Annotated in this window: 26 protein-coding genes; 12 read left to right on the top strand and 14 right to left on the bottom strand. The window is 72.0% G+C overall.

Annotated features, from left to right (window positions below; translation table 11 throughout):
- The first annotated feature begins 47 nt into the window (after window positions 1-47).
- From hpt to folE, 3 genes are all read left to right on the top strand, one after another.
- A complete protein-coding gene (hpt, locus tag ACZ5WG_RS08150; RefSeq protein ID WP_030158549.1) occupies window positions 48-608 on the top strand; it encodes a hypoxanthine phosphoribosyltransferase in 561 nt (186 codons plus the stop codon).
- A 197-nt stretch (window positions 609-805) separates the two neighbouring features.
- On the top strand, window positions 806-2,827 hold the full coding sequence (gene ftsH / locus ACZ5WG_RS08145; RefSeq protein ID WP_468721561.1) for an ATP-dependent zinc metalloprotease FtsH: 2,022 nt from the start codon (window positions 806-808) through the stop codon (window positions 2,825-2,827).
- 111 nt (window positions 2,828-2,938) lie between these two features.
- On the top strand, window positions 2,939-3,547 hold the full coding sequence (folE, locus tag ACZ5WG_RS08140) for a GTP cyclohydrolase I FolE (RefSeq protein ID WP_053787285.1): 609 nt from the start codon (window positions 2,939-2,941) through the stop codon (window positions 3,545-3,547).
- Window positions 3,548-3,585: 38 nt separating this feature from the next.
- Here folE and ACZ5WG_RS08135 read toward each other — a convergent pair whose 3' ends face one another.
- The 6 genes from ACZ5WG_RS08135 to ACZ5WG_RS08110 all read right to left on the bottom strand — a co-directional run bounded on the left by ACZ5WG_RS08135 (window position 3,586) and on the right by ACZ5WG_RS08110 (window position 9,048).
- The gene (locus ACZ5WG_RS08135; protein ID WP_468721560.1) at window positions 3,586-4,074 is read right to left on the bottom strand and encodes a DUF3180 domain-containing protein; all 489 of its coding nucleotides are present in this window, start codon (window positions 4,072-4,074) and stop codon (window positions 3,586-3,588) included.
- A 72-nt stretch (window positions 4,075-4,146) separates the two neighbouring features.
- Entirely contained in the window at window positions 4,147-4,755 is a 609-nt protein-coding gene (gene folK / locus ACZ5WG_RS08130) for a 2-amino-4-hydroxy-6-hydroxymethyldihydropteridine diphosphokinase (RefSeq protein WP_468721559.1), read from the bottom strand.
- A complete protein-coding gene (gene folB / locus ACZ5WG_RS08125; RefSeq protein ID WP_030158540.1) occupies window positions 4,752-5,111 on the bottom strand; it encodes a dihydroneopterin aldolase in 360 nt (119 codons plus the stop codon). The genes folK and folB overlap by 4 nt, the downstream gene beginning before the upstream one ends.
- Window positions 5,112-5,241: 130 nt before the next feature.
- Window positions 5,242-5,685 carry a nuclear transport factor 2 family protein gene (locus ACZ5WG_RS08120; protein ID WP_468721558.1) on the bottom strand — a complete coding sequence of 148 codons (444 nt, stop codon included), beginning with the start codon at window positions 5,683-5,685 and terminating at the stop codon, window positions 5,242-5,244.
- 49 nt (window positions 5,686-5,734) lie between these two features.
- Window positions 5,735-6,607 (bottom strand): dihydropteroate synthase, encoded by an 873-nt coding sequence (gene folP / locus ACZ5WG_RS08115; RefSeq protein WP_468721557.1) that lies wholly within the window; start codon window positions 6,605-6,607, stop codon window positions 5,735-5,737.
- A gap of 581 nt (window positions 6,608-7,188) precedes the next feature.
- Window positions 7,189-9,048 carry a phosphatidylglycerol lysyltransferase domain-containing protein gene (locus ACZ5WG_RS08110; RefSeq protein WP_468721556.1) on the bottom strand — a complete coding sequence of 620 codons (1,860 nt, stop codon included), beginning with the start codon at window positions 9,046-9,048 and terminating at the stop codon, window positions 7,189-7,191.
- A 152-nt stretch (window positions 9,049-9,200) separates the two neighbouring features.
- On the opposite strand from ACZ5WG_RS08110, the gene ACZ5WG_RS08105 reads away from it, so the two are divergent.
- The gene (locus ACZ5WG_RS08105) at window positions 9,201-10,310 is read left to right on the top strand and encodes an alpha/beta hydrolase (protein ID WP_468721554.1); all 1,110 of its coding nucleotides are present in this window, start codon (window positions 9,201-9,203) and stop codon (window positions 10,308-10,310) included.
- A gap of 36 nt (window positions 10,311-10,346) precedes the next feature.
- Here ACZ5WG_RS08105 and ACZ5WG_RS08100 read toward each other — a convergent pair whose 3' ends face one another.
- On the bottom strand, window positions 10,347-11,309 hold the full coding sequence (locus ACZ5WG_RS08100; RefSeq protein WP_468721553.1) for an ABC transporter ATP-binding protein: 963 nt from the start codon (window positions 11,307-11,309) through the stop codon (window positions 10,347-10,349).
- 153 nt (window positions 11,310-11,462) lie between these two features.
- Between ACZ5WG_RS08100 and ACZ5WG_RS08095 the strand changes: the two genes are divergently transcribed.
- The 4 genes from ACZ5WG_RS08095 (at window position 11,463) to ACZ5WG_RS08080 (ending at window position 15,084) form a co-directional block, all read left to right on the top strand.
- A complete protein-coding gene (locus ACZ5WG_RS08095) occupies window positions 11,463-12,194 on the top strand; it encodes an ABC transporter permease (protein ID WP_468721552.1) in 732 nt (243 codons plus the stop codon).
- A gap of 4 nt (window positions 12,195-12,198) precedes the next feature.
- Window positions 12,199-12,864, top strand: coding sequence for an ABC transporter permease (locus ACZ5WG_RS08090; protein WP_468721551.1), 666 nt, complete (start codon window positions 12,199-12,201; stop codon window positions 12,862-12,864).
- A gap of 73 nt (window positions 12,865-12,937) precedes the next feature.
- Window positions 12,938-13,924, top strand: coding sequence for an ABC transporter substrate-binding protein (locus ACZ5WG_RS08085; RefSeq protein ID WP_468721549.1), 987 nt, complete (start codon window positions 12,938-12,940; stop codon window positions 13,922-13,924).
- A gap of 101 nt (window positions 13,925-14,025) precedes the next feature.
- A complete protein-coding gene (locus ACZ5WG_RS08080) occupies window positions 14,026-15,084 on the top strand; it encodes a hypothetical protein (RefSeq protein WP_468721548.1) in 1,059 nt (352 codons plus the stop codon).
- A gap of 36 nt (window positions 15,085-15,120) precedes the next feature.
- Here ACZ5WG_RS08080 and ACZ5WG_RS08075 read toward each other — a convergent pair whose 3' ends face one another.
- Complete coding sequence (locus ACZ5WG_RS08075) at window positions 15,121-15,717, bottom strand: TetR/AcrR family transcriptional regulator (RefSeq protein ID WP_468721547.1); 597 nt, start codon at window positions 15,715-15,717, stop codon at window positions 15,121-15,123.
- Window positions 15,718-15,846: 129 nt separating this feature from the next.
- Here ACZ5WG_RS08075 and ACZ5WG_RS08070 point away from each other — a divergent pair, with 129 nt between their 5' ends.
- Window positions 15,847-16,719, top strand: a complete 873-nt coding sequence (locus ACZ5WG_RS08070; RefSeq protein WP_468721546.1) for an NAD(P)-dependent oxidoreductase — start codon at window positions 15,847-15,849, stop codon at window positions 16,717-16,719.
- Window positions 16,720-16,890: 171 nt separating this feature from the next.
- On the opposite strand, the gene ACZ5WG_RS08065 is transcribed toward ACZ5WG_RS08070, so the two are convergent.
- The 4 genes from ACZ5WG_RS08065 to ACZ5WG_RS08050 all read right to left on the bottom strand — a co-directional run bounded on the left by ACZ5WG_RS08065 (window position 16,891) and on the right by ACZ5WG_RS08050 (window position 19,654).
- Window positions 16,891-17,229, bottom strand: coding sequence for a hypothetical protein (locus ACZ5WG_RS08065; protein ID WP_468721544.1), 339 nt, complete (start codon window positions 17,227-17,229; stop codon window positions 16,891-16,893).
- An 87-nt stretch (window positions 17,230-17,316) separates the two neighbouring features.
- Entirely contained in the window at window positions 17,317-17,532 is a 216-nt protein-coding gene (locus ACZ5WG_RS08060) for a hypothetical protein (protein WP_468721542.1), read from the bottom strand.
- Between the two features lie 40 nt (window positions 17,533-17,572).
- Window positions 17,573-18,457, bottom strand: a complete 885-nt coding sequence (locus ACZ5WG_RS08055) for an arylamine N-acetyltransferase family protein (protein WP_468721540.1) — start codon at window positions 18,455-18,457, stop codon at window positions 17,573-17,575.
- A gap of 54 nt (window positions 18,458-18,511) precedes the next feature.
- Window positions 18,512-19,654, bottom strand: coding sequence for an NADH-quinone oxidoreductase subunit D (locus ACZ5WG_RS08050; protein WP_030300712.1), 1,143 nt, complete (start codon window positions 19,652-19,654; stop codon window positions 18,512-18,514).
- A gap of 76 nt (window positions 19,655-19,730) precedes the next feature.
- On the opposite strand from ACZ5WG_RS08050, the gene ACZ5WG_RS08045 reads away from it, so the two are divergent.
- On the top strand, window positions 19,731-20,222 hold the full coding sequence (locus ACZ5WG_RS08045; protein ID WP_468721538.1) for a PH domain-containing protein: 492 nt from the start codon (window positions 19,731-19,733) through the stop codon (window positions 20,220-20,222).
- Window positions 20,219-21,577 (top strand): PH domain-containing protein, encoded by a 1,359-nt coding sequence (locus ACZ5WG_RS08040; RefSeq protein ID WP_468721536.1) that lies wholly within the window; start codon window positions 20,219-20,221, stop codon window positions 21,575-21,577. Before ACZ5WG_RS08045 ends, ACZ5WG_RS08040 begins: the two co-directional genes overlap by 4 nt.
- A 33-nt stretch (window positions 21,578-21,610) precedes the next feature.
- Here the strand turns inward: ACZ5WG_RS08040 and ACZ5WG_RS08035 are convergent, their stop codons facing one another.
- Together ACZ5WG_RS08035 and ACZ5WG_RS08030 are read right to left on the bottom strand one after the other, a co-directional pair.
- The gene (locus tag ACZ5WG_RS08035; protein ID WP_399247740.1) at window positions 21,611-22,279 is read right to left on the bottom strand and encodes a response regulator transcription factor; all 669 of its coding nucleotides are present in this window, start codon (window positions 22,277-22,279) and stop codon (window positions 21,611-21,613) included.
- A 17-nt stretch (window positions 22,280-22,296) separates the two neighbouring features.
- Entirely contained in the window at window positions 22,297-23,499 is a 1,203-nt protein-coding gene (locus ACZ5WG_RS08030; protein ID WP_468721534.1) for a sensor histidine kinase, read from the bottom strand.
- A gap of 107 nt (window positions 23,500-23,606) precedes the next feature.
- Between ACZ5WG_RS08030 and ACZ5WG_RS08025 the strand changes: the two genes are divergently transcribed.
- Window positions 23,607-24,596, top strand: a complete 990-nt coding sequence (locus tag ACZ5WG_RS08025) for an SAM-dependent methyltransferase (RefSeq protein ID WP_468721533.1) — start codon at window positions 23,607-23,609, stop codon at window positions 24,594-24,596.
- The last annotated feature ends 70 nt before the right edge of the window (window positions 24,597-24,666 follow it).

The following is a 24,666-nucleotide window of genomic DNA, read 5'->3' as shown; positions in this document are numbered from 1 at the left end:
GAGTCCTCCGGGGGAACCCCCCGGAGCCCCGGCCGACAACGAAAGTGATGCGGGTGGACGAGAAGGACATGGGCAGCGACCTCCAGTCGGTGCTCATCACCAAGGAAGAGATCGACGCGAAGCTGGCAGAGCTGGCCGCGAAGATCGACGCGGAGTACGCGGGCAAGGACCTGCTCATCGTCGGCGTCCTCAAGGGCGCGGTGATGGTGATGGCGGACCTGGCGCGTGCCTTGTCCACCCCGCTCACCATGGACTGGATGGCGGTGTCCTCGTACGGCGCCGGGACCCAGTCCTCCGGTGTGGTCCGGATCCTCAAGGACCTGGACACCGACATCAAGGACAAGCACGTCCTGATCGTCGAGGACATCATCGACTCGGGCCTGACCCTGTCCTGGCTGCTGTCGAACCTGGGCTCCCGCCAGCCGGCCTCGCTCGAGGTCGTCACGCTGCTGCGCAAGCCCGACGCCGCCAAGGTCGCGATCGACGTGAAGTGGGTCGGCTTCGACATCCCGAACGAGTTCGTCGTCGGCTACGGCCTCGACTACGCGGAGAAGTACCGCAACCTGCCGTTCGTCGGCACCCTCGCCCCGCACGTCTACGGCGGCTGACGCCGCGGGCCCCGGTCGGGGTCCGCACAGGGGAACCCTGGAACGATTCCTGCCGTTGGAGCAGGGGAATGCAGTTCTGTCAGCCGTCCCACGAGGCCGCGGGTGACAATACAGGGGTACATTCCGAAGAACAGTCTTTACTCACAGCAGCATTTACCTACGGGCAGGAGGGACGGGGCGCCTGGCGCCCCGTATGGATGGACGTGAAGCGATACTTCCGTGGGCCGGTCATGTGGATCGTGCTGGCCGTCCTCGCCGTGGTCGTGTTGATGAACGTCGTCGGCTCCGGCGGCGGCTACAAGTCGGTGGAGACCAGCGAGGTCATCAAGGCGATCAACAGTGGCCAGGTGGAGAGCGCCAAGCTCACCACCGGTGACAGCCAGATGATCAAGATCGAGCTGAAGAAGGACCAGAAGCTCGGCGACAACGACGGCACCAAGTTCCAGGCCAACTACATCGGGGACCAGGGCGTCGGGCTCGCCAAGGACCTCCAGACCAAGTACGAAGCCGGTCAGATCCCGAACGGGTACACCGTCTCGCCGGACAAGACCAGCCCGTTCCTCAGCGTGCTGCTCTCCCTGCTGCCCTTCGTCCTCATCGTCGTGGTCTTCCTGTTCCTGATGAACCAGATGCAGGGCGGCGGCTCCCGGGTGATGAACTTCGGGAAGTCCAAGGCCAAGCTCATCACCAAGGACACCCCGAAGACGACGTTCGCCGACGTCGCGGGCTCGGACGAGGCCGTCGAGGAACTCCACGAGATCAAGGAGTTCCTGCAGGAGCCGGCCAAGTTCCAGGCCGTCGGGGCGAAGATCCCCAAGGGCGTGCTGCTCTACGGCCCGCCCGGCACCGGCAAGACCCTGCTGGCGCGTGCCGTCGCCGGCGAGGCGGGCGTTCCGTTCTACTCGATCTCCGGTTCCGACTTCGTCGAGATGTTCGTCGGTGTCGGTGCCTCGCGTGTCCGCGACCTGTTCGAGCAGGCCAAGGCCAACGCCCCGGCGATCGTCTTCGTCGACGAGATCGACGCCGTCGGCCGGCACCGCGGTGCGGGCCTCGGCGGCGGCCACGACGAGCGCGAGCAGACCCTGAACCAGCTGCTCGTCGAGATGGACGGCTTCGACGTGAAGGGCGGCGTCATCCTGATCGCCGCCACGAACCGGCCGGACATCCTCGACCCGGCGCTGCTGCGCCCGGGCCGTTTCGACCGGCAGATCGCGGTCGACCGTCCCGACATGCAGGGCCGTCTGGAGATCCTCAAGGTCCACCAGAAGGGCAAGCCGGTCGCTCCGGACGTCGACCTCTCGGCCGTCGCCCGCCGCACCCCCGGCTTCACGGGTGCCGATCTGTCCAACGTCCTGAACGAGGCGGCGCTCCTGACCGCCCGCTCGGACATGAAGCTGATCGACAACCACATGCTGGACGAGGCCATCGACCGCGTCGTGGCGGGCCCGCAGAAGCGGACCCGGATCATGTCGGACCGGGAAAAGAAGATCACCGCGTACCACGAGGGCGGCCACGCCCTGGTCGCGGCGGCCTCCCCGAACTCCGACCCGGTCCACAAGATCACGATCCTGTCCCGCGGCCGGGCCCTGGGCTACACCATGGTCCTGCCCGACGAGGACAAGTACTCGACCACGCGCAACGAGATGCTCGACCAGCTGGCGTACATGCTGGGCGGGCGCGCGGCCGAGGAGCTGGTCTTCCACGACCCGACCACCGGCGCGGCGAACGACATCGAGAAGGCCACGGCGACGGCCCGCGCGATGGTGACCCAGTACGGCATGACCGAGCGCCTCGGCGCGATCAAGTTCGGCGGGGACAACACCGAGCCGTTCCTGGGCCGCGAGATGTCGCACCCGCGGGACTACTCGGAAGAGGTCGCGGCGCTGGTCGACGAAGAGGTCAAGAAGCTCATCGAGACGGCGCACAACGAGGCCTGGGAGATCCTGGTCGAGAACCGCGACGTCCTCGACAACCTGGTCCTCGCGCTCCTCGAGAAGGAGACGCTGGGCAAGGAGGAGATCGCCGAGGTCTTCTCGACGATCGTGAAGCGCCCGGCCCGACCGGCGTGGACCGGCTCTTCGCACCGCACCCCGTCGACCCGTCCGCCGGTGCTCTCTCCCAAGGAGCTCCAGCTGACGAACTCGGCGAACGGCACGTCGGCGAGCACGCCGGCCGTGTCCGTGGAGAAGGAGCCGTCCCCGGAGGACCGCGCCGAGTAGCCCTCGGCCGGACCGTCCCGGAATGGATGCCGCGCCCCCCAGGTTCTAGCCTGGGGGGCGCGGCACTTTTGCGTGCCCGCGAGCGCCAGTGCACACAGGAACGAGGAAGAGATGACCGACCCAGTGACCCTGACCGGTGACGAGGGCACGATCGGCGAGTTCGACGAGAAGCGCGCCGAGGCGGCGGTCCGCGAACTTCTGATCGCGGTCGGCGAGGACCCGGACCGCGAGGGCCTCCTCGAGACCCCGGCACGCGTGGCGCGGGCGTACAAGGAGATATTCGCCGGCCTCTACCAGAAGCCCGAAGAGGTCCTGACGACCACCTTCGACCTGGGCCACGACGAGATGGTCCTGGTCAAGGACATCGAGGTCATGAGCAACTGTGAGCACCACCTGGTGCCGTTCCACGGTGTCGCGCACGTCGGCTACATCCCGTCCATCGACGGAAAGATCACCGGCCTGTCGAAGCTGGCGCGCCTCGTGGACGTGTTCGCCCGCCGCCCGCAGGTGCAGGAGCGGCTGACCACGCAGATAGCGGACTCCCTGATGGAGATCCTGGAGCCGCGCGGCGTCATCGTCGTCGTGGAGTGCGAGCACATGTGCATGACGATGCGCGGGGTCCGCAAGCCCGGCGCGAAGACCATCACCTCGGCGGTCCGCGGCCAGCTCCGCGACCCCGCCACCCGCAACGAGGCCATGAGCCTGATCATGGCGCGCTGACGCGCTGCCCCGGCCCCGGGAAGCCCCCGGGAGGGGGATCAGGCGCGGGACGGGGCCTGGGGGGTGGTGTCGTCGTCTTCCGGGAGTTTGAGGACGTGCTCCAGGAAGAGGGCGGCGGCGATGACGGCCGCGCCCGCCAGGACCGAGAAGGCGGCGTACCAGGCCTGGTCGCGGCGGGCGGGCACCTCCAGGCCGTCGGTCAGCAGGAAGACGCCCACGCCGCCGTACATGCCCGCCACGAGGGCCGCCACGAGGGCGCTGGCCTGTCCGAAGACGACCGCGCGGGCCGCCATCAGCGGCTCCACGCCCTTGGCGCCCGGCCGCCGCTCGCGCTGGGCCTTGAGGCGGGACCGGAGCGAGAGGGCGGTGGCCAGCAGGACGACCGCGATGGCGCCGAGGACGATGGGCGCGGCCAGCGGGACGCCCGGCAGGGTCCCGTACGCGTTCCACAGCCGGGCGCCCGCCCAGGACAGCACCCCGGCGACGACGAAGATCCCCGCCAGGACCGCCGGCCTCAGTTGCTTCACGTGCCCGTTCCCCGCTTTCCGCGCCAAGTCGTCAGCCGCCGCAGTCCACAGGCTGCAGCCACAGGTTAACGACTACTCGGGGAGGCGGAGTTCCAGGTCCGGGCGCGGCGTGACGCCCGCCAGGCCGATTCCGGCCAGGAGGGACGCGACCGGGCCGTGCCCGGGGACCTGCGCCTCGGGGTCGATGTCGTTCCACGGGGCCAGGACGAAGGCCCGCTGGTGGGCCCGCGGGTGCGGGAGGGTGAGGACCGGGTCGTCCGAGACCACCTCGGCGTACGACACGATGTCGACGTCGATGGTGCGCGGGCCCCAGCGCTCGTCACGGACGCGGTCGAAGGCCTCTTCGATGGCGTGGCCGCGCTCCAGCAGGGAGGACGGGGGCAGGGTGGTCCGTACGCGGACCACCGCGTTGAGGTACGACGGCTGGGAGCCGGGCGCGACGCCCCACGGCTCGGTCTCGTAGACGGGGGAGACGGCCTTGACCCGCATGCCGGGGGTGTCCCCGAGGGCGTCGATGGCGCCCTGGAGGGTCTCCAGGCGGTTGCCGAGGTTCGCGCCGAGCGCGATCACGGCCCACTTCGGGTTGGAGAGGGTTGTGTCCGCCGCGTCCACCGTCTCGACGACGGATGCGGGCACCGGCTGGACGGTGGGGTCGCTCGGGGCGTTCAGTCCGTTGTTCACACGCGGCTCCGGGTGATCGTGATGGTCACGTCGTCGAAGGGGACGGTGATGGGGGCGTCCGGTTTGTGGACGACGACCTCCACCTGTGCCACCGCTTCGTGCTTGAGGCACTGCTGGGCGATCCGCTCGGCGAGGGTCTCGATCAGGTCGACGGGCTCTCCCTGGACCACATCGACGACCTCCTCGGCGACGACCCCGTAGTGCACGGTCTTCGCCAGGTCGTCGTCGGCCGCCGCGGGGCGGGTGTCGATGTGCAGCACCAGGTCGACGATGAACGTCTGGCCTTCCTCGCGCTCCCTGGGGAAGACGCCGTGGTGCCCGCGAGCCTTGAGGCCGCGCAGCGCGACACGATCCACGCGAATCACTCCTGCTTTCGTAGGTGCTTCCGGTCCGGGACTCCCCGGATCCATGGGCCTACGCCGAGTGCGGTCGGCGTCGTCCGTCTTCGAATTTACCTGCGAACGACCTCGGATCCCGCCGGAGGGGTCAGGCGGAGTCCTCCTCTTCGTCCTCGTCGGAGTCCGTCAGGACGGGAGAACCGTGGTGGGACCAGAGCCGCCAGCCCTCGGATGTGCGTCGGAACACATTCGTGGCGACGACCAGCTGGCCGACGAGCGGGCCGAGCTCTCCGCCGTCCTCGGCGGGCCCGCCGCTGAGGATGTTCTCGGTGCACGTCACCAGTGCGGTGTCGCCTATGACGGCGACTTTCGTGTCGGTGAGGAAGAACTGGATGTAGTCGGTGTGGGACATGATCAGGGCGTACGAGCGCAGCACCTCGCCGCGGCCCGAGAGCACCGGCCAGCCCGGGTGCACGCAGGAGATCTCGTCCTCGAGCCAGAGCGCCGACAGTGCGTCGAAGTCCCCCCGCTCCATGGCCTCGTAGAAGGCCGTGTTGGCCTCTTCGACCGCTTCGATGTCGCTGCGGCTCACCGTTCCCCTCTCCTGGCTGCTGTACGGGTCACACCGCCGGCGGGGCGGATCACAGGGCCCCTTCCACGGCGCGGGCCACCCGAACCGCGTCGGCGGTGGCCCGTACCTCGTGGACCCGTACGGCCCAGGCGCCCTGGTGGGCGGCGATGGCGGAGACGGCGGCGGTGGCGGCGTCGCGCTCGCGGGCGGGCGGCGGGGCGGCGTCGGCGGCGCCGGCCAGGACCCGGCCGAGGAAACGCTTCCGCGATGCGGCGACCAGCAGCGGGAAGCCGAGGGCGCGCAGCTCGGGGAGGTGGGCGACGAGGGCGAGGTCGTGCTCGGCCATCTTCGCGAAGCCGAGGCCGGGGTCGACGAGGAGCCGCTCGGGGGCGATCCCGCCGGCCACGACGGCGTCGATGCGGGTGCGGAGCTCGGCGGTGACCTCCGCGACGACGTCCTCGTAGACGGCGAGGCGGTTCATGCCGTCGCTGAAGCCGCGCCAGTGCATGACCACGAACGGCACCTCGGCGGCGGCCACGGCCGGGATCATGCCGGGGTCGGCGAGCCCGCCGCTGACGTCGTTGACCAGCAGCGCGCCCGCGGCGACGGCCTGGGCGGCGACGGAGGCGCGCATGGTGTCGACGGAAACGGTGACCCCCTCGGAGGCCAGGCCGCGCACGACGGGGACGACGCGGCGCAGCTCCTCCTCCTCGTCGACGCGGGAGGCGCCGGGGCGGGTGGACTCGCCGCCGACGTCCACGAGGTCGGCGCCCTGGGCGACGAGGTCGAGGCCGCGCTTGACGGCGGCGGTGGTGTCGAACCAGCGCCCGCCGTCGGAGAAGGAGTCGGGGGTGACGTTGACGACGCCCATGACCCCGCAGCGGTCCCATTCCGGCAGGCCTGCGACCCGGCCCCTGCCGACGGCCCCGCGCTTGATGTTCATGGCTCCAGGGTAGGGCCGAGGCCCTGGCCGGGCGGAATGCAGCTGCCCTGGCCGGGCGGTGCGCGGGGAAACGGACCGCTGCCCGGGCCGGGCGCGAGGGGCCCGGCCCGTCGCCCCCCGGCGCCGGCCCCGCCCCCCGGCGCCGGCCCCGACCCCGGCCCCCGGCCCCCGGCCCCCGGCCCCCGGCCCCGACCCCGGCCCCCGGCCCCCGGCCCCGACCCCGGCCCCCGGCCCCGACCCCGGCCCCCGGCCCCCGGCCCCGACCCCGGCCCCCGGCCCCCGGCGCCGGCCCCCGGCCCCGGCTACCGGGCCCTGGCCCTGCCCGGGCGGGGCCGGAAAGTGGGCCGTCGGCCCCTGGCCCGGCACCGTCGGCCCCCGGCCCGACACCCCCGGCCTGACACCGTCGGCCCCGGCCCGACACCCCCGGCCCGACACCCCCGGCCCGACACCCCCGGCCCGACACCCCCGGCCCGACACCCCCGGCCCGCCGCCGTCGGCTCCCGGCCCGGGGACGGCGAAGCCCGGTCCGCCGGAGATGCGGCGGACCGGGCTTCGGGGCCGGGGGCGAGCCCCGGCCGGGGTCAGGCGACCTGGACTTCGCGCTCCTGCTTGGCCTGGGCCGGGACCTGGGCGGTGTGGTGCGTGTGGGCGCAGGTGCGGACCGGCTTGGGACGGCGCCGGCTGGCGAACAGCCGGGGCAGGGCCACCGTCACGAAGCCCTCGGCCTGCATCACGGCGAAGCCGATGCGGGGCAGGTCGCTGCTGGTGCGGTAGACCATGAAGCGCGGCTCCCAGCGGGGGCGGAACTTCTCGTTGAACTTGTACAGCGACTCGATCTGGAACCAGCGCGACAGGAACACCAGCAGGCCGCGCCACATCCGCAGCACCGGGCCGGCGCCGATCTTCTCGCCGCGGGCGAGGGCCGCGCGGAACATCGCGAAGTTCAGCGAGACCTTCTCGATGCCCAGGGACGGCGCCTCCACCAGGGAGGCCACGATCAGCAGCTCGTTCATGCCGGGGTCGGCGGCGCGGTCGCGGCGCATGAGCTCCAGCGACATGCCGTCCTTGCCCCACGGGACGAAGTGCAGGACGGCCTTGAGGTCGCCGAACGGGCTGGTGTCGCCCTCCTCGACCCGGTGGGCGGTGGCGATGAAGCAGTCGCCGTCGCCCTCCTCGCCGACCCGGCCCAGTGCCATGGAGAAGCCGCGCTCGGTGTCGGTGCCGCGCCAGGCCTCGGCGGCGCCCCGTACGCGCTCCAGCTCCTCCTCGGTCAGCTCGCTGACGCGGCGGACCTTGGTGGTGTAGCCGTTACGCTCGATGCGCTTCACCATCTGGCGGACGTTGCGCATGGGACGGCCGGAGAGGGAGAAGTCTTTGACGTCGACGATCGCCTCGTCGCCGAGCTCCAGGGCGTCCAGCCCGGTCTCGCGGGTCCAGACCTCGCCGCCGGTCTCGCTGCAGCCCACGACGGCCGGGGTCCAGGAGTGGGCCTTGGCCTCCTCCATGAACCGCTCGATGGCGCCGGGCCAGGCCTCGACGTCGCCGATGGGGTCGCCGGAGGCGAGCATCACGCCGGAGACGACGCGGTAGGTGACGGCGGCCTTGCCGCTGGGGGAGAAGACGACGGCCTTGTCGCGGCGGAGCGCGAAGTGGCCCAGCGAGTCGCGGCCGCCGTGCTTGGCGAGCAGCTCGCGCAGCTTCGTCTCGTCGTCGGCGGTGAGCTGCGCGGCCGGGTGCTCGGGGCGGAAGGCCAGGTAGATGGTGGTGAGCGCGGTGAGCATGCCGAGGGCGCCGAGGGAGTAGCCCACGGTCCAGGACACGCGGCCGGAGTAGTCGACGGGGCCCTCGAAGCCGAAGAGGCCGTACACGACGTGGCTGATCTGCTCGTAAATACCCGGATGGCCGACGACGCGGCTCGGGTGGGAGTTGACGATGACCAGACCCAGGCCGATGGAGCCGGCGCTCATCAGCACGAAGTTGGCCAGCGCCTTCCAGCGGCTGCGCGGGTCCGGCAGCGCCTTGAACTCACTCTGGTGCCGCACGATCAGCCCGAGGAGGACCGCCGCGATGACCACGCCGATGACCGAGTGCCGGTACAAGAACTGCGCCGCGGCCCCGGCCGGGAGCAGGACGACCGCGGCCCGCCAGGCACGGCGCTTGCGGCGCTTGAGGCCGTGGGCGAGCAGGAGGAGCAGGACGCCCGCGCTGATGGCGAGGGCGGCTGCGAAGGGGCCCAGCGAACCGGGCAGCACCTCGGTGACCGCGTGGATCCGGCTGTGCCGGAACCGCGGGAACACTCCCGCCGCGACGTCCAGAAGGCCGACGATCATGACGGCCGTACCTACCAGCCCGGGCACCGACTCCGGTCGTGGCCCGCGGAAGATTCGGCGGACCTGCTTCGGAACCTGTCCCGACTTATCGCCATCTATCCTGCTAGACATCGCTTCCCGTTGCTCCGCGAGAGATCATGTGGCCGAAGGCCGCGACAGCCTCCGGAGTGTGGTGCGTCCACTAGGACGACATCGGGGTCGAGCGGGTTCACTCTTCCGCCGAGAAAAACTAGTCCTGCCATCAGAAAGTCGACTGACTGCTCATGGGTCTCACCAGTAATACGGTCCTGGCGCTGGCCATCGTCGCCGGTGTGCTGCTGTTCGCAGCCACGGTGTGGTTCTGGCCCCGGCTTTCGGGCCGCACCTGGCGTGCGCTGCTCGGCCGGATCGGCCTCCTGCTCGCGACCCAGCTGGCGCTGTTCTCGGCCGTCGGCCTGGCGGCGAACAAGTCCTTCTCCTTCTACGGCTCGTGGGCGGACCTGTTCGGCCAGCAGACATCTGTCGGCAAGGTCGTGGACCACTCGATGAGCAGCAAGGACATCAAGGTCGTCGACAAGCAGAAGCTCGACGTGCCGGGCGGCGCCCAGCCCCAGGTGGGGGGACAGATCCTGAAGGTTGCCATAACCGGGCAGAAGTCGAAAATAACGAGCCCCGGGTACGTGTGGCTGCCGCCGGAGTACTTCCAGCCGCAGCACAAGGACAAGAACTTTCCGGCCTCCATCGTGCTGACGGGCTACCCGGGCACCGCCGAGAACCTGATCAAAGGGCTGAACTACCCGATGACGGCCTTCAAGCAGGCCAAGGCGGGCAAGATGAAGCCGATGATCCTGGTGATGCTGCGCCCGACGATCGCGCCGCCGCGTGACACCGAGTGCGTGGACATACCCGGCGGACCGCAGACCGAGACGTTCTTCGGCCAGGACCTGCCGCAGGCCATCCAGGACACCTTCCGGGTCGGCAAGAAGCCGCAGAACATGGGCTTCATCGGCAACTCCACGGGCGGTTACTGCGCCCTGAAGATCGCCGCGCACTACCCGCAGACCTTCGGCGCCGCCGCGGGTCTGTCCGCGTACTACGACGCCGCGAACGACGCGACGACGGGCAACCTGTTCCAGGGCGACGACAAGCTGAAGAAGCGTGCGGACGTCCTCCAGAGCATCGAGCACAAGCAGCCGTCGGGTACGTCCTTCCTGGTCACCAGCAGCGAGCAGGGCGAGCCGAACCTCGGCGACACCAAGAAGTTCATCAAGCTGGTCAAGGGCCCGGACCGGGTCTCCTCGATCATCCTCGACAGCGGCGGCCACAACTTCAACACGTGGCGCCGCGAGATCTCGCCGATGCTGGTGTGGATGAGCAACCGCATCCAGGCCTGACGCCGGGCCCCTTGCGGCCCGACGCCGGACCTGGGCCTAGGCCTCCTGCAGTTGGGCCCGGCGCAGGGCCCGGTGGACGCCCTCCGGGGTCAGTACGCCGACCAGTGCGCCGGTGGCCGGATCCGTGACCCCGATCCGGCCGGAGTCCTCCTGCAGCAGCAGCGCGAGCGCCTCGCGCAGACTCGCCCCCAACGCCACTTCGGCGGTGGGGGCTTTCCCGTCGGCCTCCGCCAGGTCGGCCGGCCCCACCGGGGTGACCGCGAGCCGCTTCAGGCCCCGGTCCGTGCCGACGAAGGAGGCCACGTAGTCGGTGGCCGGCGCACCCAGCACCGCGGCCGGGCGGGCGAACTGCTCGATGGTGCCCGCGCCGTAGACGGCGATGCGGTCGCCGAGCCGGACCGCCTCCTCCAGGTCGTGCGTGACCAGCAGGATCGTCTTGCGCACCGTCTTCTGCAGCGCCAGGAACTCGTTCTGGAGCCGTTCGCGGACCACCGGGTCCACCGCCCCGAACGGCTCGTCCATCAGCAGCACCGGCGGATCCGCGGCGAGGGCGCGGGCGACGCCGACGCGCTGGCGCTGCCCGCCGGAGAGCTGCTCCGGGTAGCGGCTCCCGTACACGGCCGGGTCCAGGCCCACGAGTTCGAGGAGCTCGGCCGCCCGGGCACGGGCCTTCGCCCTGGGGGTGCCGATCAGCTGCGGCACGGTCGCGGTGTTCTCGAGAACCGTCTTGTGCGGGAACAGTCCGACCTGCTGGATGACGTACCCGATGTGCCGGCGCAGCTCGACCGGATCGGCGTTCGCGATGTCCTCGCCGCCGAGCAGGATCCGGCCGGAGGTCGGCTCGATGAGCCGGTTGACCATCTTCATCGTGGTGGTCTTGCCGCAGCCGGACGGGCCCACGAGGGTGACCAGCTCGCCCTCCGCCACCTCGAAGGACAGGTCCTCGACGGCCGTCGTCCCGTCGGGGTAGCGCTTGGTCACATGCTCGAATCGGATCACCCGCCCATCCTCCCCCACGGGCGCCGCGTTGTTTGTGACGGGAGTATTACCCCGCTGCGAAGGATTCCGGCCATTGTCGGTTCCGGGGGTTAGGGTCGCTTCTGACCGTGCCTATTCGCATGGGTGTACGCAGCAGCGGCAGGGGGTGAGGGCATGGCCGGGCAGAACTGCCTGGTGGCGAACGACTGGATCTGCTGGGAGTACGTCACCTCCCGCTCGCAGGAGCTCACCGACGCCACGGTCCAGCACGTGTGGATCACGGGCGTGTCGGTGCTCATCGGCCTCGTCGTCTCCCTCCCGCTGGCCCTGCTGGCCCGCCGCGGCCGGCGCTGGGCCGCGCCCGTGCTGGGCCTGACCACCCTGCTCTACACGGTCCCCTCGCTCGCCATGTTCTCCCTGCTGCTGCCGCTGTTCGGGCTGTCGGCCGCGCTGGTGGTGACCGGTCTGGTGCTGTACTCGCTGACCATCCTGGTCCGCAATGCGATGGCCGGCCTGGAAGCCGTCCCCGAGGAGGTGCGGGAGGCCGCGCGCGGGATGGGCTACGGGCCCGCGCGGCTGCTGTGGCAGGTCGAACTGCCGCTGGCGCTGCCCGCGCTGCTCGCCGGGGTGCGGATCGCCACGGTGTCCACGGTGGCGCTGACCACCGTCGGCTCCATCGTGGGCAAGGGCGGCCTCGGCAACCTCATCGCCCCGGCAGTCAACAGCTCCTTCAAGGCCCAGGTGCTCACCGCCTCCGTGCTGTGCGTGCTGCTCGCGCTGGCGGCGGACCTGCTGCTGCTCGGCGTACAGCGGCTGCTCACGCCGTGGACGCGGGCGACGCGCACGGCGCGGACCCCGCGGGCCGGGCGGACCGCGCGCCTGATGCAGACGGCGAAGGGGGCCTGAGGCGATGGGTGTGATGGGACAGGCCTGGGACTGGCTGGCGAACGGGGCCAACTGGTCCGGGGAGAACGGCGTGTGGCACCGGCTCGGCGAACACGTCTACGTCAGCGGGATCTCCCTCGCCATCGCCTGCGCGGTGGCCCTCCCGGTCGGCCTGTGGCTCGGCCACATCGGCAAGGGCGGGGCGCTCGCCGTCAACGTGTCCAACGTCGGGCGGGCCGTCCCCGTCTTCGCGGTGCTGGCCCTGTTCATGGTCTCGCCGCTGCGCAGCGCGGGCTATCTGCCCACCATCGCCGCACTCGTGCTCTTCGCCCTGCCGCCGCTGCTGACCAATGCGTACGTCGGCATGCGGGAGGTGGACCGCTCCGTGGTGGAGGCCGCCCGGGGCATGGGCATGTCCGGCGGCCAGCTCTTCTGGCGGGTGGAGCTGCCGCTCGCGCGCGAGCTGGTGATGACCGGGCTGCGCTCGGGCGCCGTCCAGGTCATCGCCACGGCCACGATCGCGGCCATGGTCGGCCAGGGCGGCCTCGGCCGGATCATCACCGCCGGCTTCAACACGTACAACACCCCGCAGGTCGTCGCGGGGGCCCTGCTGGTGGCGGCGCTCGCCCTGCTGGTCGAGGGCGTTCTCGTGGCGGCCGGCCGGCTGTTCCCGCGTCCGGCGGCGCGCTGACCCCTCAGGCCGGCCCACGGGCCCTTCCCGTCCCTGTCGTTTGTCGTTCCCACTTCCCCCTTGGAGAGCAAAGATGAGCAAGTCCACGCGCGTCCTCGGCGCCGTACTGGGGGCGGCGGCCCTGACCGCCTCGCTCACCGCGTGCGGCGGAGACAGCCTGGAGAAGAGCAAGGACGCCGGCGCAGCCGCGTCCGCGCCCTCGAACTCCGGTTCCGGCAAGGGCAAGGTCGTGATCGGTGCGGCCGGGTTCACCGAGTCCAACGTGCTGGCGGAGCTGTACGCGCAGGTCCTCAAGGACGCGGGCTACAGCACCTCGATCACCACGGTGAACAACCGCGAGCTGTACGAGCCCTCGCTGGAGAAGGGCGAGATCGACGTCGTCCCGGAGTACGCGGCCACCCTCGCGGAGTTCCTCAACGCCAAGGTGAACGGGCCGAAGGCGCCGGAGGAGAAGCCGGTCGCGTCGAGCGACGTGGCGGCGACGGTGGCGGGGCTGGAGAAGCTGGCGGGCCCCCTCGGCCTGAAGGTGCTGCCGGCGGGCTCGGCGGTCGACCAGAACGCCTTCGCGGTATCGAAGGAATTCGCCCGGAAGAACAACCTGAAGACTCTTTCCGATCTTGGCAAGTCGGGCCTGAAGGTGAAGATCGCGGCGGGCGACGAATGCGCCGTACGGCCCTTCTGCGCACCCGGGTTGAAGAAGACGTACGGAATCGACGTTTCCGGGATCGACCCGAAGGGCGTCGGCACCCCGCAGGCCAAGCAGGCGGTCAAGGACGGCGTGGACCAGCTGGCGCTCACCACGACCACCGACGCCACCCTCGACAGCTTCGGGCTGGTCCTGCTGGAGGACGACAAGCTGCTCCAGAACGCCGACAACGTCCTGCCGGTGGTCAACGCCAAGGACGCGGGATCCCCGGAGATCGCGGCCGCCCTCGACAAGCTGACCAAGGTGCTGACGACCGCCGACCTCGTCGAGCTGAACAAGCAGGTGGACGCCCAGCGCGAGAAGCCGGCGGATGCCGCCAAGGCCTATCTGAAGGCGAAGGGCCTGACGAAGTAGGCGTAGTTACGGGTTTGGTGGAGAAATGACGGGTAACTGCCCGGCCACAGATTGCCGGGCAGTTACCCCATTGGACCCCCACGCCCTGTAAATTTCAGGCCATGCCCCGTGGACGCCACCGCAATCCCGAACCCCTGCACCGGCTGCTCACGCCGACGACCGTGGCCGGAGTCTCCGTCGCCAGTGCGGCCGCGGCCTGGCTGATCGCGGAACCTTTGCCGCTACGCCTGCTCGTGGCCCTCACGGCGGCCACGGGCGTGGCCGGCGCCGTCGTCATGCGCGCCTGGGACCGCTCGGCCGGGCGCCGCGTTGCGGAACTCGCGCGCGAACGGGTCAAGGACGAGTGGAAGACCGAGGAGCGGATAGCCGAGCTCGAGTCCGACCTCGAAGAGGCCCGCGCGCTGCGCGCCAAGCTCGACGCGAAGCTGCGCGCCAAGCGGGTCGAACTCGCGGGGCTGCGCGGCGAACACGCGGCGCTGCTGCGGCGGTACGCGACCGCCGAGACCGAGCGGGCCAGCGCCCTGGAGGGCCGCCGGCTGCTCGCCATCGAGGCCTCCGCGGCCCCGGCGGCGGCGCCGAAGGAACTCCCGCCGGTCTCCGAGGAGCGCACGTCGAGCGGCGCGCCCACCAGCATCGGCTACGCCCGGGCCCATGCGGCCATGAAGGCCCTCGCAAGCAAGGCCGAGGCGGACCCGGCCCGGCCGAAGATGCTGGAGGGCGGGGGCGCCGAGCCCAGGGCGCTGGAGGCCGGGTCGCCGGACGGTGCACCGCATTCCGGTACGGGCGGCGCCGCGGGCACTGCGGCGACGGCGGTCCCGGCGCGCCGGCCGGCCGCGGCGGTGGCCCCGTACTCGGCCGCACGCCGCTCCGCGTCCCGCGTCGAGGGCGGCTTCGACTTCTTCGGCACCAAGACCGCGGCCCAGGCCCGAGCGGTGATCGAATCGGTCCAGAACGAGGACCTGGCCGACGTGGTCGGCGCGGAGGCCCTCGCGGTCCACAAGGCGGAGTCGGCCCGGACCGCCTCCGAGCCGCCGGTCAAGGAGCAGGGCTTCAAGCCGGCCACCCCCGAGCAGCGCGCGGTGGGCCAGGTCATCGACCTGACGGCGCACGACGAGACCGAGCCGATCGACGTCGTCCGACTCCGCACGGCCATCTCCTAGCGGACCTGCCGGTAACGCCACTGGTCAGCACGCCGGTCAGGCTGCGTACGAGCCCACCAGCCGGGCCAGGTGCCGCCCCGCCAGCAGGAGCGGGGTCCGGCTCTGGCCGATCTGGGCCGTCATCTCGGCGCCTTCGAGGGTGCTGACGATCGTCACGGCGAGGTCCCGGGCCTCCGGCTCGGGGAGTCCCGAGGCCAGCAGCTTCGCGGCCACCAGGTGCTGCCAGTTGGCGAAGGCCCGGGCGCAGGCCTCCTGGAGCTCGGGGAGGCGACCGACCGTCTCCAGGGCCGTCGCCGTCACCGGGCAGCCGTCGCGCCAGTCCGAGGCCGCCAGGGCGTCGGCGAGCAGGACCGCGACCGCCTCCAACGCCTGCGCCGGGTCGGTGTGCGTGGCGAGCCCCGTGCGCAGCAGCTCCGCGAACTCCTCGTCCCCGTAGTGGATGGCGGCGATCGCGAGCTCCTGCTTTCCGCCCGGGAAGAAGTGGTAGAGCGAGCCCAGGGTGGCTTCCGCCTCACGGACGAGCTGCTTGACCGGGGTGTTCTCGTACCCGCCGTGCTGCATGAGGCGAGAGGCGGTGCGGACGAGCCGCTCGCGGGTCCCGGGTGCCGTCCTCGGTGTTGCCGTCGCTGCCATGAGCCGGATCCTATCCCGAATTCTGGATAGAGCGTTCGTTCTAGTTCTGCTACGGTCGGCCTCAGCGCTGGATAGAGCGTTCGTTCTAGAGCATCGGTCAGATCATTCACCCCGGGGGAGAACTCCGTCATGCAGCAGAACAGCACCGCCGCCGTCACCGTCGTCGGCCTCGGTCCCATGGGCCGCGCCATGGCCGCCGCCTACCTCGACGCCGGATACGCCGTCACCGTCTGGAACCGCAGTACCGGCAAGGACGCCGAACTCGTGGCGCGCGGGGCCCGCCGGGCCGGGTCCGCCGCCGAGGCCGTCTCTGCGAGCCCGCTCACCGTCCTCAGCCTCATCGACACCGACGCCATGTACGCGGCCCTGGGCGACGCCGACCTGGCCGGCCGCACGCTGGCCAACCTGTCCTCCGACGTCCCGGACAAAGCCCGCAACGCCGCGCGGTGGGCCGCCGGTCGCGGCGCGGCGTACCTCACCGGAGGGGTCAACGTGCCGCCCTCCGGTGTCGGCAAACCGGAGTCCTCCGTTTTCGTCAGCGGCCCGGAGGAGGTCTACGCCGCGCACCGCGCCGCCCTCGACGTGCTGGCCGCCACCGACTACCGCGGCGCCGATCCCGGCCACGCGCAGCTCTACTACCAGCTCAACATGATCATGTTCTGGACGGCGATGACCGGCTTCCACCAGGCCGTCGCCGTCGCGCAGGCCAACGGCCTGACGGCCTCCGACATCCTTCCGTACGCCGCGGCCTCCACCGACAGCATGCGCGGCTTCCTCGGCTTCTACGCCCCGCGCATCGACGCGGGCGAGCACGGCGGCGACGTCGACCGGCTCGCCATGTGCGCCGCGAGCGTCGAGCACGTCCTGCACACCGCCGCCGACTCAGGCATGGACACCGGGATCCTCGCCGCGCACGCCGAGCTGTACCGGCGCGGGGTCGCGGCCGGCTTCGGGGCCGACAGCAGCACCCGGCTGGTCGGGCTGCTGGGGGGCAGGCCCTAGGGAGTGTCGTCAAAGTAGCGTCGGCCGCCCGGAAGGGCGGGGCTGGCGGGGTCTGGTGCGTGCGATCGCAAGGCGGAGGAGGGAAGCGACGCGCAGCGTCGTTGACCGACGACAACGCGGCGAGCGTGCGTGCCAGACCCCGCCAGCCAGACGGGACTTTGACGACACGACCTAGGGGTAGGCCAGGACCATGAGCACGGCCAGGGCCTCCAGGGCCGACTGGGCCGCGAGGGCGCCCTTCCCGAACCTGCGGGGCGCGGCCTGCACCGCGACGAAGGCGGCCACGACCCCGGCGAGCAGCGCCAGGAAGACCTCCCCGGGGAACGGCCGGCAGCCGCCCGTCATCACGCAGCGGGTGCCGACCTCCGTGGACAGCAGGAAGACCTTCGCGGCCACCAGGGCGGGCAGGAACAGAAGGGCGGCGATCCCCGCGTTCCTGCGGATGCGCCGGGAGGCGGCGTCGGCTGGCGACTCGGGGGCGAGGAGGGCGGTCTGCGGGTTCCAGGACATGCCGCCATCCTGTCCGCGCCGCCGGTACGGGGGATCCGCGCGGGTACTCAGATCGGCGGACGGCCGTACTCAGGCCGGGCCGCGCGTTCAGAACAGCGGCAGCTGCCCGGGCAGTTCCGACAGGACGAAGCCGTCCAGCGTCGGCGCCGATGCCCCGAGCACCACCCGCGCCCGGGATCCGGGGCAGGACACCAGGTCGCCGCGGTCCCGCCCGGCGGGAGGGTCGTGGCGGGCGATCCGGCCGGCGGTCACGGCGCAGTCGCGCCCGCATGCGGGGCAGGCCCGTCTGGGGGAGTGGGACATGCCCCAAGTCTGCACTCCCGCACCGACATCGCCGCCGCCGTCAGCTCCCGGACCCCGGCCCCTCGGCGGCCGCGCCCGCCTCCGCCCGGTCGGCCAGCCACTTCTCGTGGGCCGCGCACACCCGGTCCCACAGCGCCGCCCGGTCCGCCGGTGTCAGATCGTCGAGCTCCCGCTCGAAGAGCCCGCCCACCACCGCCCAGAACTCCCCGGGCGTGTCCAGGACCCGCTCGCTCGTCCCCTTCCCGGGATGGATGCGGCTCAGCACCCGTCCCCGCAGCGTGTCGACCCCGTGCGCATCGCGCCGCAGCAGAGCGAGGGTCCGTACGAAGCCGGAGTCCGGCGAGGTCGACAGCCGCACGTGCGTGGCCTCGAAATCGGCCGTCGCCGCCGGCGCCGAGAGGATGTTGACCGCCGGGCAGGGGCTCGCCTCGTTGACGTACCTCCAGCCGGGCGCGTCCCCCTCCAGCGGGCCCAGCCCGTACGTGAACTCCCCCTGCCGGTGCGTACCGGCGCGCAGCGGCAGTGGCTCGTACGGGCCGTCGCCGAGCCCGGCGTCGACGAAGTACTCCTCCCCGCCGGCCCGGACGGTAAGCGCGAGGTGGTCGCCGCTGACGTCGCGGCGCTCGCGCTCCGCCGCCCCGAGGACCCCCGCGAGGTGCCGGGTCACCTCGAAGCCGAGGGCCTCAAGGAGCAGCGCGAAGGCGCCGTTGAGGTGGAAGCAGTACCCGCCGCGCCCGGCCGCGAACCGGCGTGCGGAGAGCTCCGGGTCGATGCCGGGCGGCCGGCCGAGCTGGATGTCGAGGTTCTCGTACGGGATGCGCTCGAGGTGGGCGCGCTGGAGCGCGAAGAGCGTCTCCACGGTGGGCCCGGGCGGCCGCGGGAAGCCGAGCCGCCGCAGGTAGCCCTCGTATGTGCCAGGGGTCATCCCGGCACCCTAAGCAGAAGACTCCCGCGCCATCACGGGAGTTCCCGCGACTTGTCACTTGTCGATATCGCCCACGACGAAGAACAGCGAGCCCAGGATCGCCACCATGTCCGCGACCAGCTGGCCGGGCAGCAGCACCGACAGGGCCTGGATGTTGTTGTACGAGGCGGAGCGCAGCTTCAGCCGGTACGGGGTCTTCTCGCCCTTCGAGACGAGGTAGTAGCCGTTGATGCCGAGCGGGTTCTCGGTCCAGGCGTAGGTGGCCCCCTCGGGCGCCTTCAGCACCTTCGGGAGGCGCTGGTTGATCGGCCCGGGCGGCAGCTCGGCCATCCGGTCCAGGCAGGCGACCGCGAGGTCGAGCGCGTTGTGGGTCTGGTCCAGCAGGCACTCGAAGCGGGCCAGGCAGTCGCCCTCGGTGCGGGTGACCACCTTCAGGACGTCCTGGAGCTCGCCGTACGCCAGGTACGGCTCGTCGCGCCGCAGGTCGAAGTCGACGCCGGAGGCGCGGGCGATGGGCCCGGAGACCCCGTACGCGTGCACCGCCTCGGGGGACAGCACGCCCACCCCGCGCGTACGCCCGCGGAAGATCTCGTTGCCGTGGACGAGCTTGTCGTACACGTCCATGCGGGTGCGGACGTCGGCGATCGCCGCGCGCGCCCGGCCGAGCCAGCCGGCCGGGAGGTCCTCCTTGAGACCGCCGACGCGGTTGAACATGTAGTGCATGCGGCCGCCGGAGATCTCCTCCATGACGGCCTGGAGCTCCTCGCGCTCGCGGAACGCGTGGAAGATCGGGGTGATTCCGCCGAGTTCGAGCGGGTACGACCCGAGGAACATCAGGTGGTTGAGCACCCGGTTCAGCTCGGCGAGCAGGGTCCGCATCCACACGGCCCGCTCGGGGACCTCCATGCCGAGCATCCGCTCGACCGCCATGACCACGCCGAGCTCGTTGGAGAACGCGGACAGCCAGTCGTGGCGGTTCGCGAGCATCACGATCTGCCGGTAGTCGCGTGCCTCGAAGAGCTTCTCGGCGCCGCGGTGCATATAGCCGACGACCGGCTCGGCGCTGACGATCCGCTCGCCGTCGAGGACGAGGCGCAGGCGCAGCACGCCGTGCGTGGAAGGGTGCTGGGGTCCGATGTTGAGCACCATGTCGGTGCTCTCCGCCGCGCCGCCGATGCCGACCGTGGTCTCCGTCATGGCAGCATTCTTGCAGCCGCAGGGGGTGGCGTCGCGAGCCCGGCCCGGCCGCCGCGCCACCCCCTACGCTGAGCGCATGGAAACGGGGATCACGGGTGGGACCGGCAGGCCCGAGTGGGTGGGGCTGCCGGGCGGGCTGCTCACGCTGCGGCGGCTGCTGCTGGTGATCTGGACGGTGCCGCTCGCGGCCGGTACGGCCCTGCTGCTGGGGCTGACGGCCGGCCCGCTCTGGGCGGCCGCGGGGGCGATCTGGCTCGGGGGCCTGGCCTGGGGCTGGGTGCTGCTCGGCCGCAACTGGCGGTCCTGGCGGTACGCGGAGCGCGCCGACGACCTGCTGATCAGCCGCGGGGTGCTGTGGCGGGCGCAGACGGTGGTCCCGTACGGGCGGATGCAGCTGGTCGAGGTGACCTCGGGCCCGCTGGAGCGGCGCTTCGGGCTGGCCTCCGTACAGCTGCACACGGCGGCCGCGGCCACGGACGCCAAGATCCCGGGCCTGGTCCCGGCCGAGGCGGAGCGGCTGCGGGACCGGCTGACGGAGCTCGGCGAGGCAAGGTCGGCGGGCCTGTGACCGCCGGATCGGCGGCCGGATCGGCGGCCGGATCCGCGGCCGGATCCGCGGCGGATTCCGCGCCTGCCGTGGAGCGGCGGCTGCACGTGCTCACGCCGCTGCGCCGGGCGTGGGTGCCGATCGCCGCGACCGTCGGCGTCGTCGTCCAGCAGGGCGAGCAGGTCGAGCGGTGGGTGCGCGGGCTGCCGTCCGGCCTGCGGGCCCTGACCCTGGCCGGCCTGGTCGTGGTGTTCGGCCTGTACGGATTCCTGAGCTGGTGGTTCACCCACTACGCGGTGACCGACACCGAGCTGCGCATCCGCAGCGGGCTCTTGTTCCGGCGCACCGCGCACATCCGGCTCGACCGGATCCAGGCGGTGGACGTGACCCGGCCGCTGCTGGCCCGGGTGGCCGGGGTCGCCAAGCTGCGGCTCGACGTGATCGGCACCGAGGACAAGGACGAGCTGGCCTTCCTCGACGAGCGGGAGGCCGTGGCGCTGCGCGCCGAGCTGCTGGCCCGGGCAGCCGGCTTCGCCCCCGCGGAGGCCGTCGCGCTCGGCGAGGCCCCGCAGCGCGAGTTGCTGCGCGTCCGCCCCGCGGACCTGGCCGTGTCCCTGCTGCTCACCCTCTCGGCGTGGGCGGCGCTGGCCGCCGGGCTGATCGTCCCGGTCGCCGTGTGGTGGTTCAGCGGGAACCCCTGGGCGACGATCGCCACCCTGCTGCCCATGCTGGGCGGGCTCTGGTCGGGTACGGCCGGGCGCTTCCTCGCCGAGTTCGACTGGCGGGTCGCCGAGTCCCCGGACGGGCTGCGCCTCGACCACGGGCTGCTGGACCGGGCCCACGAGACCGTGCCGCCGGGGCGGGTGCAGACCGTACGGATCGTGGAACCGCTGCTGTGGCGGCGCCGGGACTGGGTGCGGGTGGAGCTGGCGGTGGCCGGCTCGAAGAACGAGGTCCTGGTCCCGGTGGCCTCGCGGGCCGCCGCCGAGGCGGTGGTCGCCCGGGTGTTGCCGGGTGTGGACCTCGCGGCCCTCGCCTTCGGCCGGTCCCCGAAGAGCGGATCGCGGTGGGTGGTGCCGGTGTGGTGGAAGGGCTACGCCCTGGCCGTCTCGGCGGACGTGTTCGCTGCCCGCAAGGGGCTGCTGTGCCGCCGTACGGAGATCGTCCCGCACGCCAAGGTGCAGAGCGTCCGGCTCACCCAGGGCCCGTGGGAGCGCGCCCGGGGCGTGGCCGACGTCCATGTGGACACGGGCGCGGGCGGCACCGTCACGGCCCGCCTGCGGCCGGCCGCCGAGGCCGCCGACCTGCTGGACGCCCAGGCGGCCCGCTCCCGTACCTCCCGCGCGGACGCCCGCCCGGACCGCTGGATGACCTGACCGGCGGCCCGGGGGACGGGGCGGGCTCATGGCTCAGGCGCCGCCGGCGCGGACCAGGCCCGTCTCGTACGCGAGGACCACGACCTGTACGCGGTCGCGCAGGCTCAGCTTGGTCAGGATGCGGCCCACGTGCGTCTTCACCGTGGCCTCGGAGAGGACCAGGCGGGCCGCGATCTCGCCGTTCGACAGGCCCTGGGCCACCAGCAGCATGACCTCGCGCTCGCGCTCCGTCAGCCGCTCGATCTCCTTGTTCTGCGGCTCCTGCGTGGTCGTCGGCAGCATCGGCGCGAAGCGGTCCAGCAGGCGCCGGGTCGTGGACGGGGCCACCACCGCGTCTCCACTGTGCACCGAGCGGATCGCGGCCAGCAGCTCCGCCGGCGGCACGTCCTTCAGCATGAACCCGCTCGCGCCCGCCTTGAGACCCGAGAAGGCGTACTCGTCCAGGTCGAAGGTGGTCAGGATGATCACGTCCGGGTGCTCGTCGCGCTCGCAGATCCGGCGCGTGGCCTCGACCCCGTCGAGCTTCGGCATCCGGACGTCCATCAGCACCACGTCCACCTTCGTGGCCCGCAGTACCTCCAGCGCCTCCAGGCCGTCGCCGGCCTCGGCGACGACCTCCATGTCGGGCTGGGCGGCGAGCACCATCCGGAACCCAGTGCGCAGCAGCACCTGGTCGTCGACCAGCATTACTCGGATGGACATCAGTTACCTCGACCTCGTCATCTCGTCTTGAGCGGGAGCAGTGCGCTGATCCGGAAGCCGCCACCGGGCCGCGGGCCCGCGTCCAGGGTGCCGCCGACCATGCCGATCCGCTCGCGCATGCCGATCATCCCGTGCCCGGCGCCGTCGGCGCCGCCGTCCTCGTACAGCTCGTGGGCCGCCCCCCGGCCGTCGTCCTCGACCAGCAGGCCGAGCCCGTCGTCGAAGTAGACCAGCCGGACGCTCGCCTTGGCATCCGGGCCGCCGTGCTTGCGGGTGTTCGTCAGCGCCTCCTGCACGATCCGGTACGCGGTGAGCTCGACGCCGCTGGGCAGCCTGCGCGGTGCGCCCTCGACCTCGAAGTCCACCGTGAGCCCGGCCGCCCGTACCTGTTCCACCAGGACCTCGATCTGCTCCACGTCCGGCTGGGGCACGTAGTCCTCGGACTCCTGGGGCTCCCCGGTGCGCAGGACGCCGAGCAGGCGGCGCATCTCGGCCAGAGCCTGGCGGCCGGTGCCGGAGATCGTCTGCAGGGCCTCCTTGGCCTGATCGGGGGCCACGTCCATGACGTACGCGGCGCCGTCCGCCTGGACCACCATCACCGAGACGTTGTGCGCGACGACGTCGTGCAGCTCGCGGGCGATCCGGGCGCGCTCGGCGGCGACGGCCACCTTGGCCTGGGCCTCGCGCTCCTTCTCCAGCCGTTGGTTCCGCTCGACGAGCTGGGCGTAGTACGCCCGGCGGGTGCGCAGGGAGTCGCCGAGCACCCAGGCGAGGGCGAACGGGACGATGGCGAAGAGCGTGAAGAGGAAGTCGGCGCGGGCGTCGCCCTTGTCCACCTGGAAGCGAAGGGCGTAGAGGGGGGAGGCGAGGAACCCGATGGCGAGCGCGGTACGGGACATCCGGCGCGAGATCTCGGAGGAGGCCGCGACCGTGTACAGGATGATCAGCATCGCGAGGTCGGAGTTGATCGCCTCGGTGTGGGTGACCAGCTTGTAGACGCCGGTGCCGACGGCGAGCCAGAACATCGGCTGCGTCCACTTGCGGCGCAGGGCCACGACGACGCCCATCGCGAGCACCGAGGGGACGGCGATCAGCCGGGCGGTGGTGCTGCTGAAACTGTCTTCGGCGACTTGCAGCATCCCGAGCCCGACGAGGAGGACAGCCCAGAAGCTGTCGACGCCCGTCGGGTGTCTGCGGAGGAAGTCGTAGAGGCGCTGCACGTAACCCAGAGTAGGCAAAGGAGATAGGTGCTGGAGTCAACCACAGGTGCGATCCGTGTGACGGAGGTGTACTCCCCAAGGTGGAGGCCGAGCTTAACCTGTCGGGGATGAGCACTCAGGGAGAAGTCGCGGATCTCGTTCCGGTTCCGGTTCCGGTCCGGTGGCGGACGGCGATGGAGGCCGCGCTGTACGGGCCGGACGGGTTCTACGTGCGCCCGGGCGGGCCGGGCCCGGCCGGGCACTTCCGTACCTCCGTGCACGCCTCGCCGCTGTACGCGGGGGCGGTGGCCCGCCTGCTGCAGTGGGTGGACGCCGAGCTGGGGCATCCGCAGGGGCTGGACCTGGTCGACGTCGGGGCCGGTCGGGGGGAGCTGCTGACCGGGGTGCTGGCCGCGCTCCCGGCGGAGGTCGCGGCGCGGGTGCGGCCGTACGCGGTGGAGCGGGCGGAGCGGCCGGGCGCGCTCGATCCGCGGATCCGGTGGGTGCCGGAGCCGCCGGAGGGGACGCGGGGCCTGCTGTTCGCGAACGAGTGGCTGGACAACGTACCGCTGGAGATCGCGGAGGACGGGCACTACGTACTGGTCGACCGGGAGGGTACGGAGAGCCGCGGGCCGGCCGTGGACGGCGCGGACCTGGCGTGGCTGGAGCGGTGGTGGCCGGGGCCCGGCCGGGTGGAGATCGGGCGGGCGCGGGACGAGGCGTGGGCCCGGGCCGCCCGCTCGGTGGAGCGGGGGCTGGCGGTGGCGGTGGACTACGCCCACGTTCTGCAGGCCCGGCCCCCGTACGGCACCCTGACGGGTTTCCGCGGGGGGCGGGAGGTCGCGCCGGTGCCGGACGGGAGCTGTGACGTGACGGCTCACGTGGCGCTGGACGCGTGCGCGGGGCCGGGGGCGGTGCTGGTTTCGCAGCGCGAGGCGCTGACCGCTCTCGGCGTCTCGGGGGCCCGGCCCCCGCTGGCCCTGGCCACTTCCGACCCGGCGGGTTACGTCCGGGCCCTGGCATCGGCCGGTGAGGCGGCGGAGCTCACCGGCCGCGGCGGGCTCGGCGACTTCGGCTGGCTGGTCCAGCCGGTGGGTGTCGCCCCCTGGCCGGCCTGACCGGTTCCGCCGCGCGGAGCCGTCTCCCCGCCCCGCCCCTTCCCGAAACCGGGGCTCCGCCCCGGACCCG

This window comes from Streptomyces sp. NPDC032745, from assembly GCF_055579465.1.
This window is presented reverse-complemented; position numbering and strand designations above follow the sequence as displayed.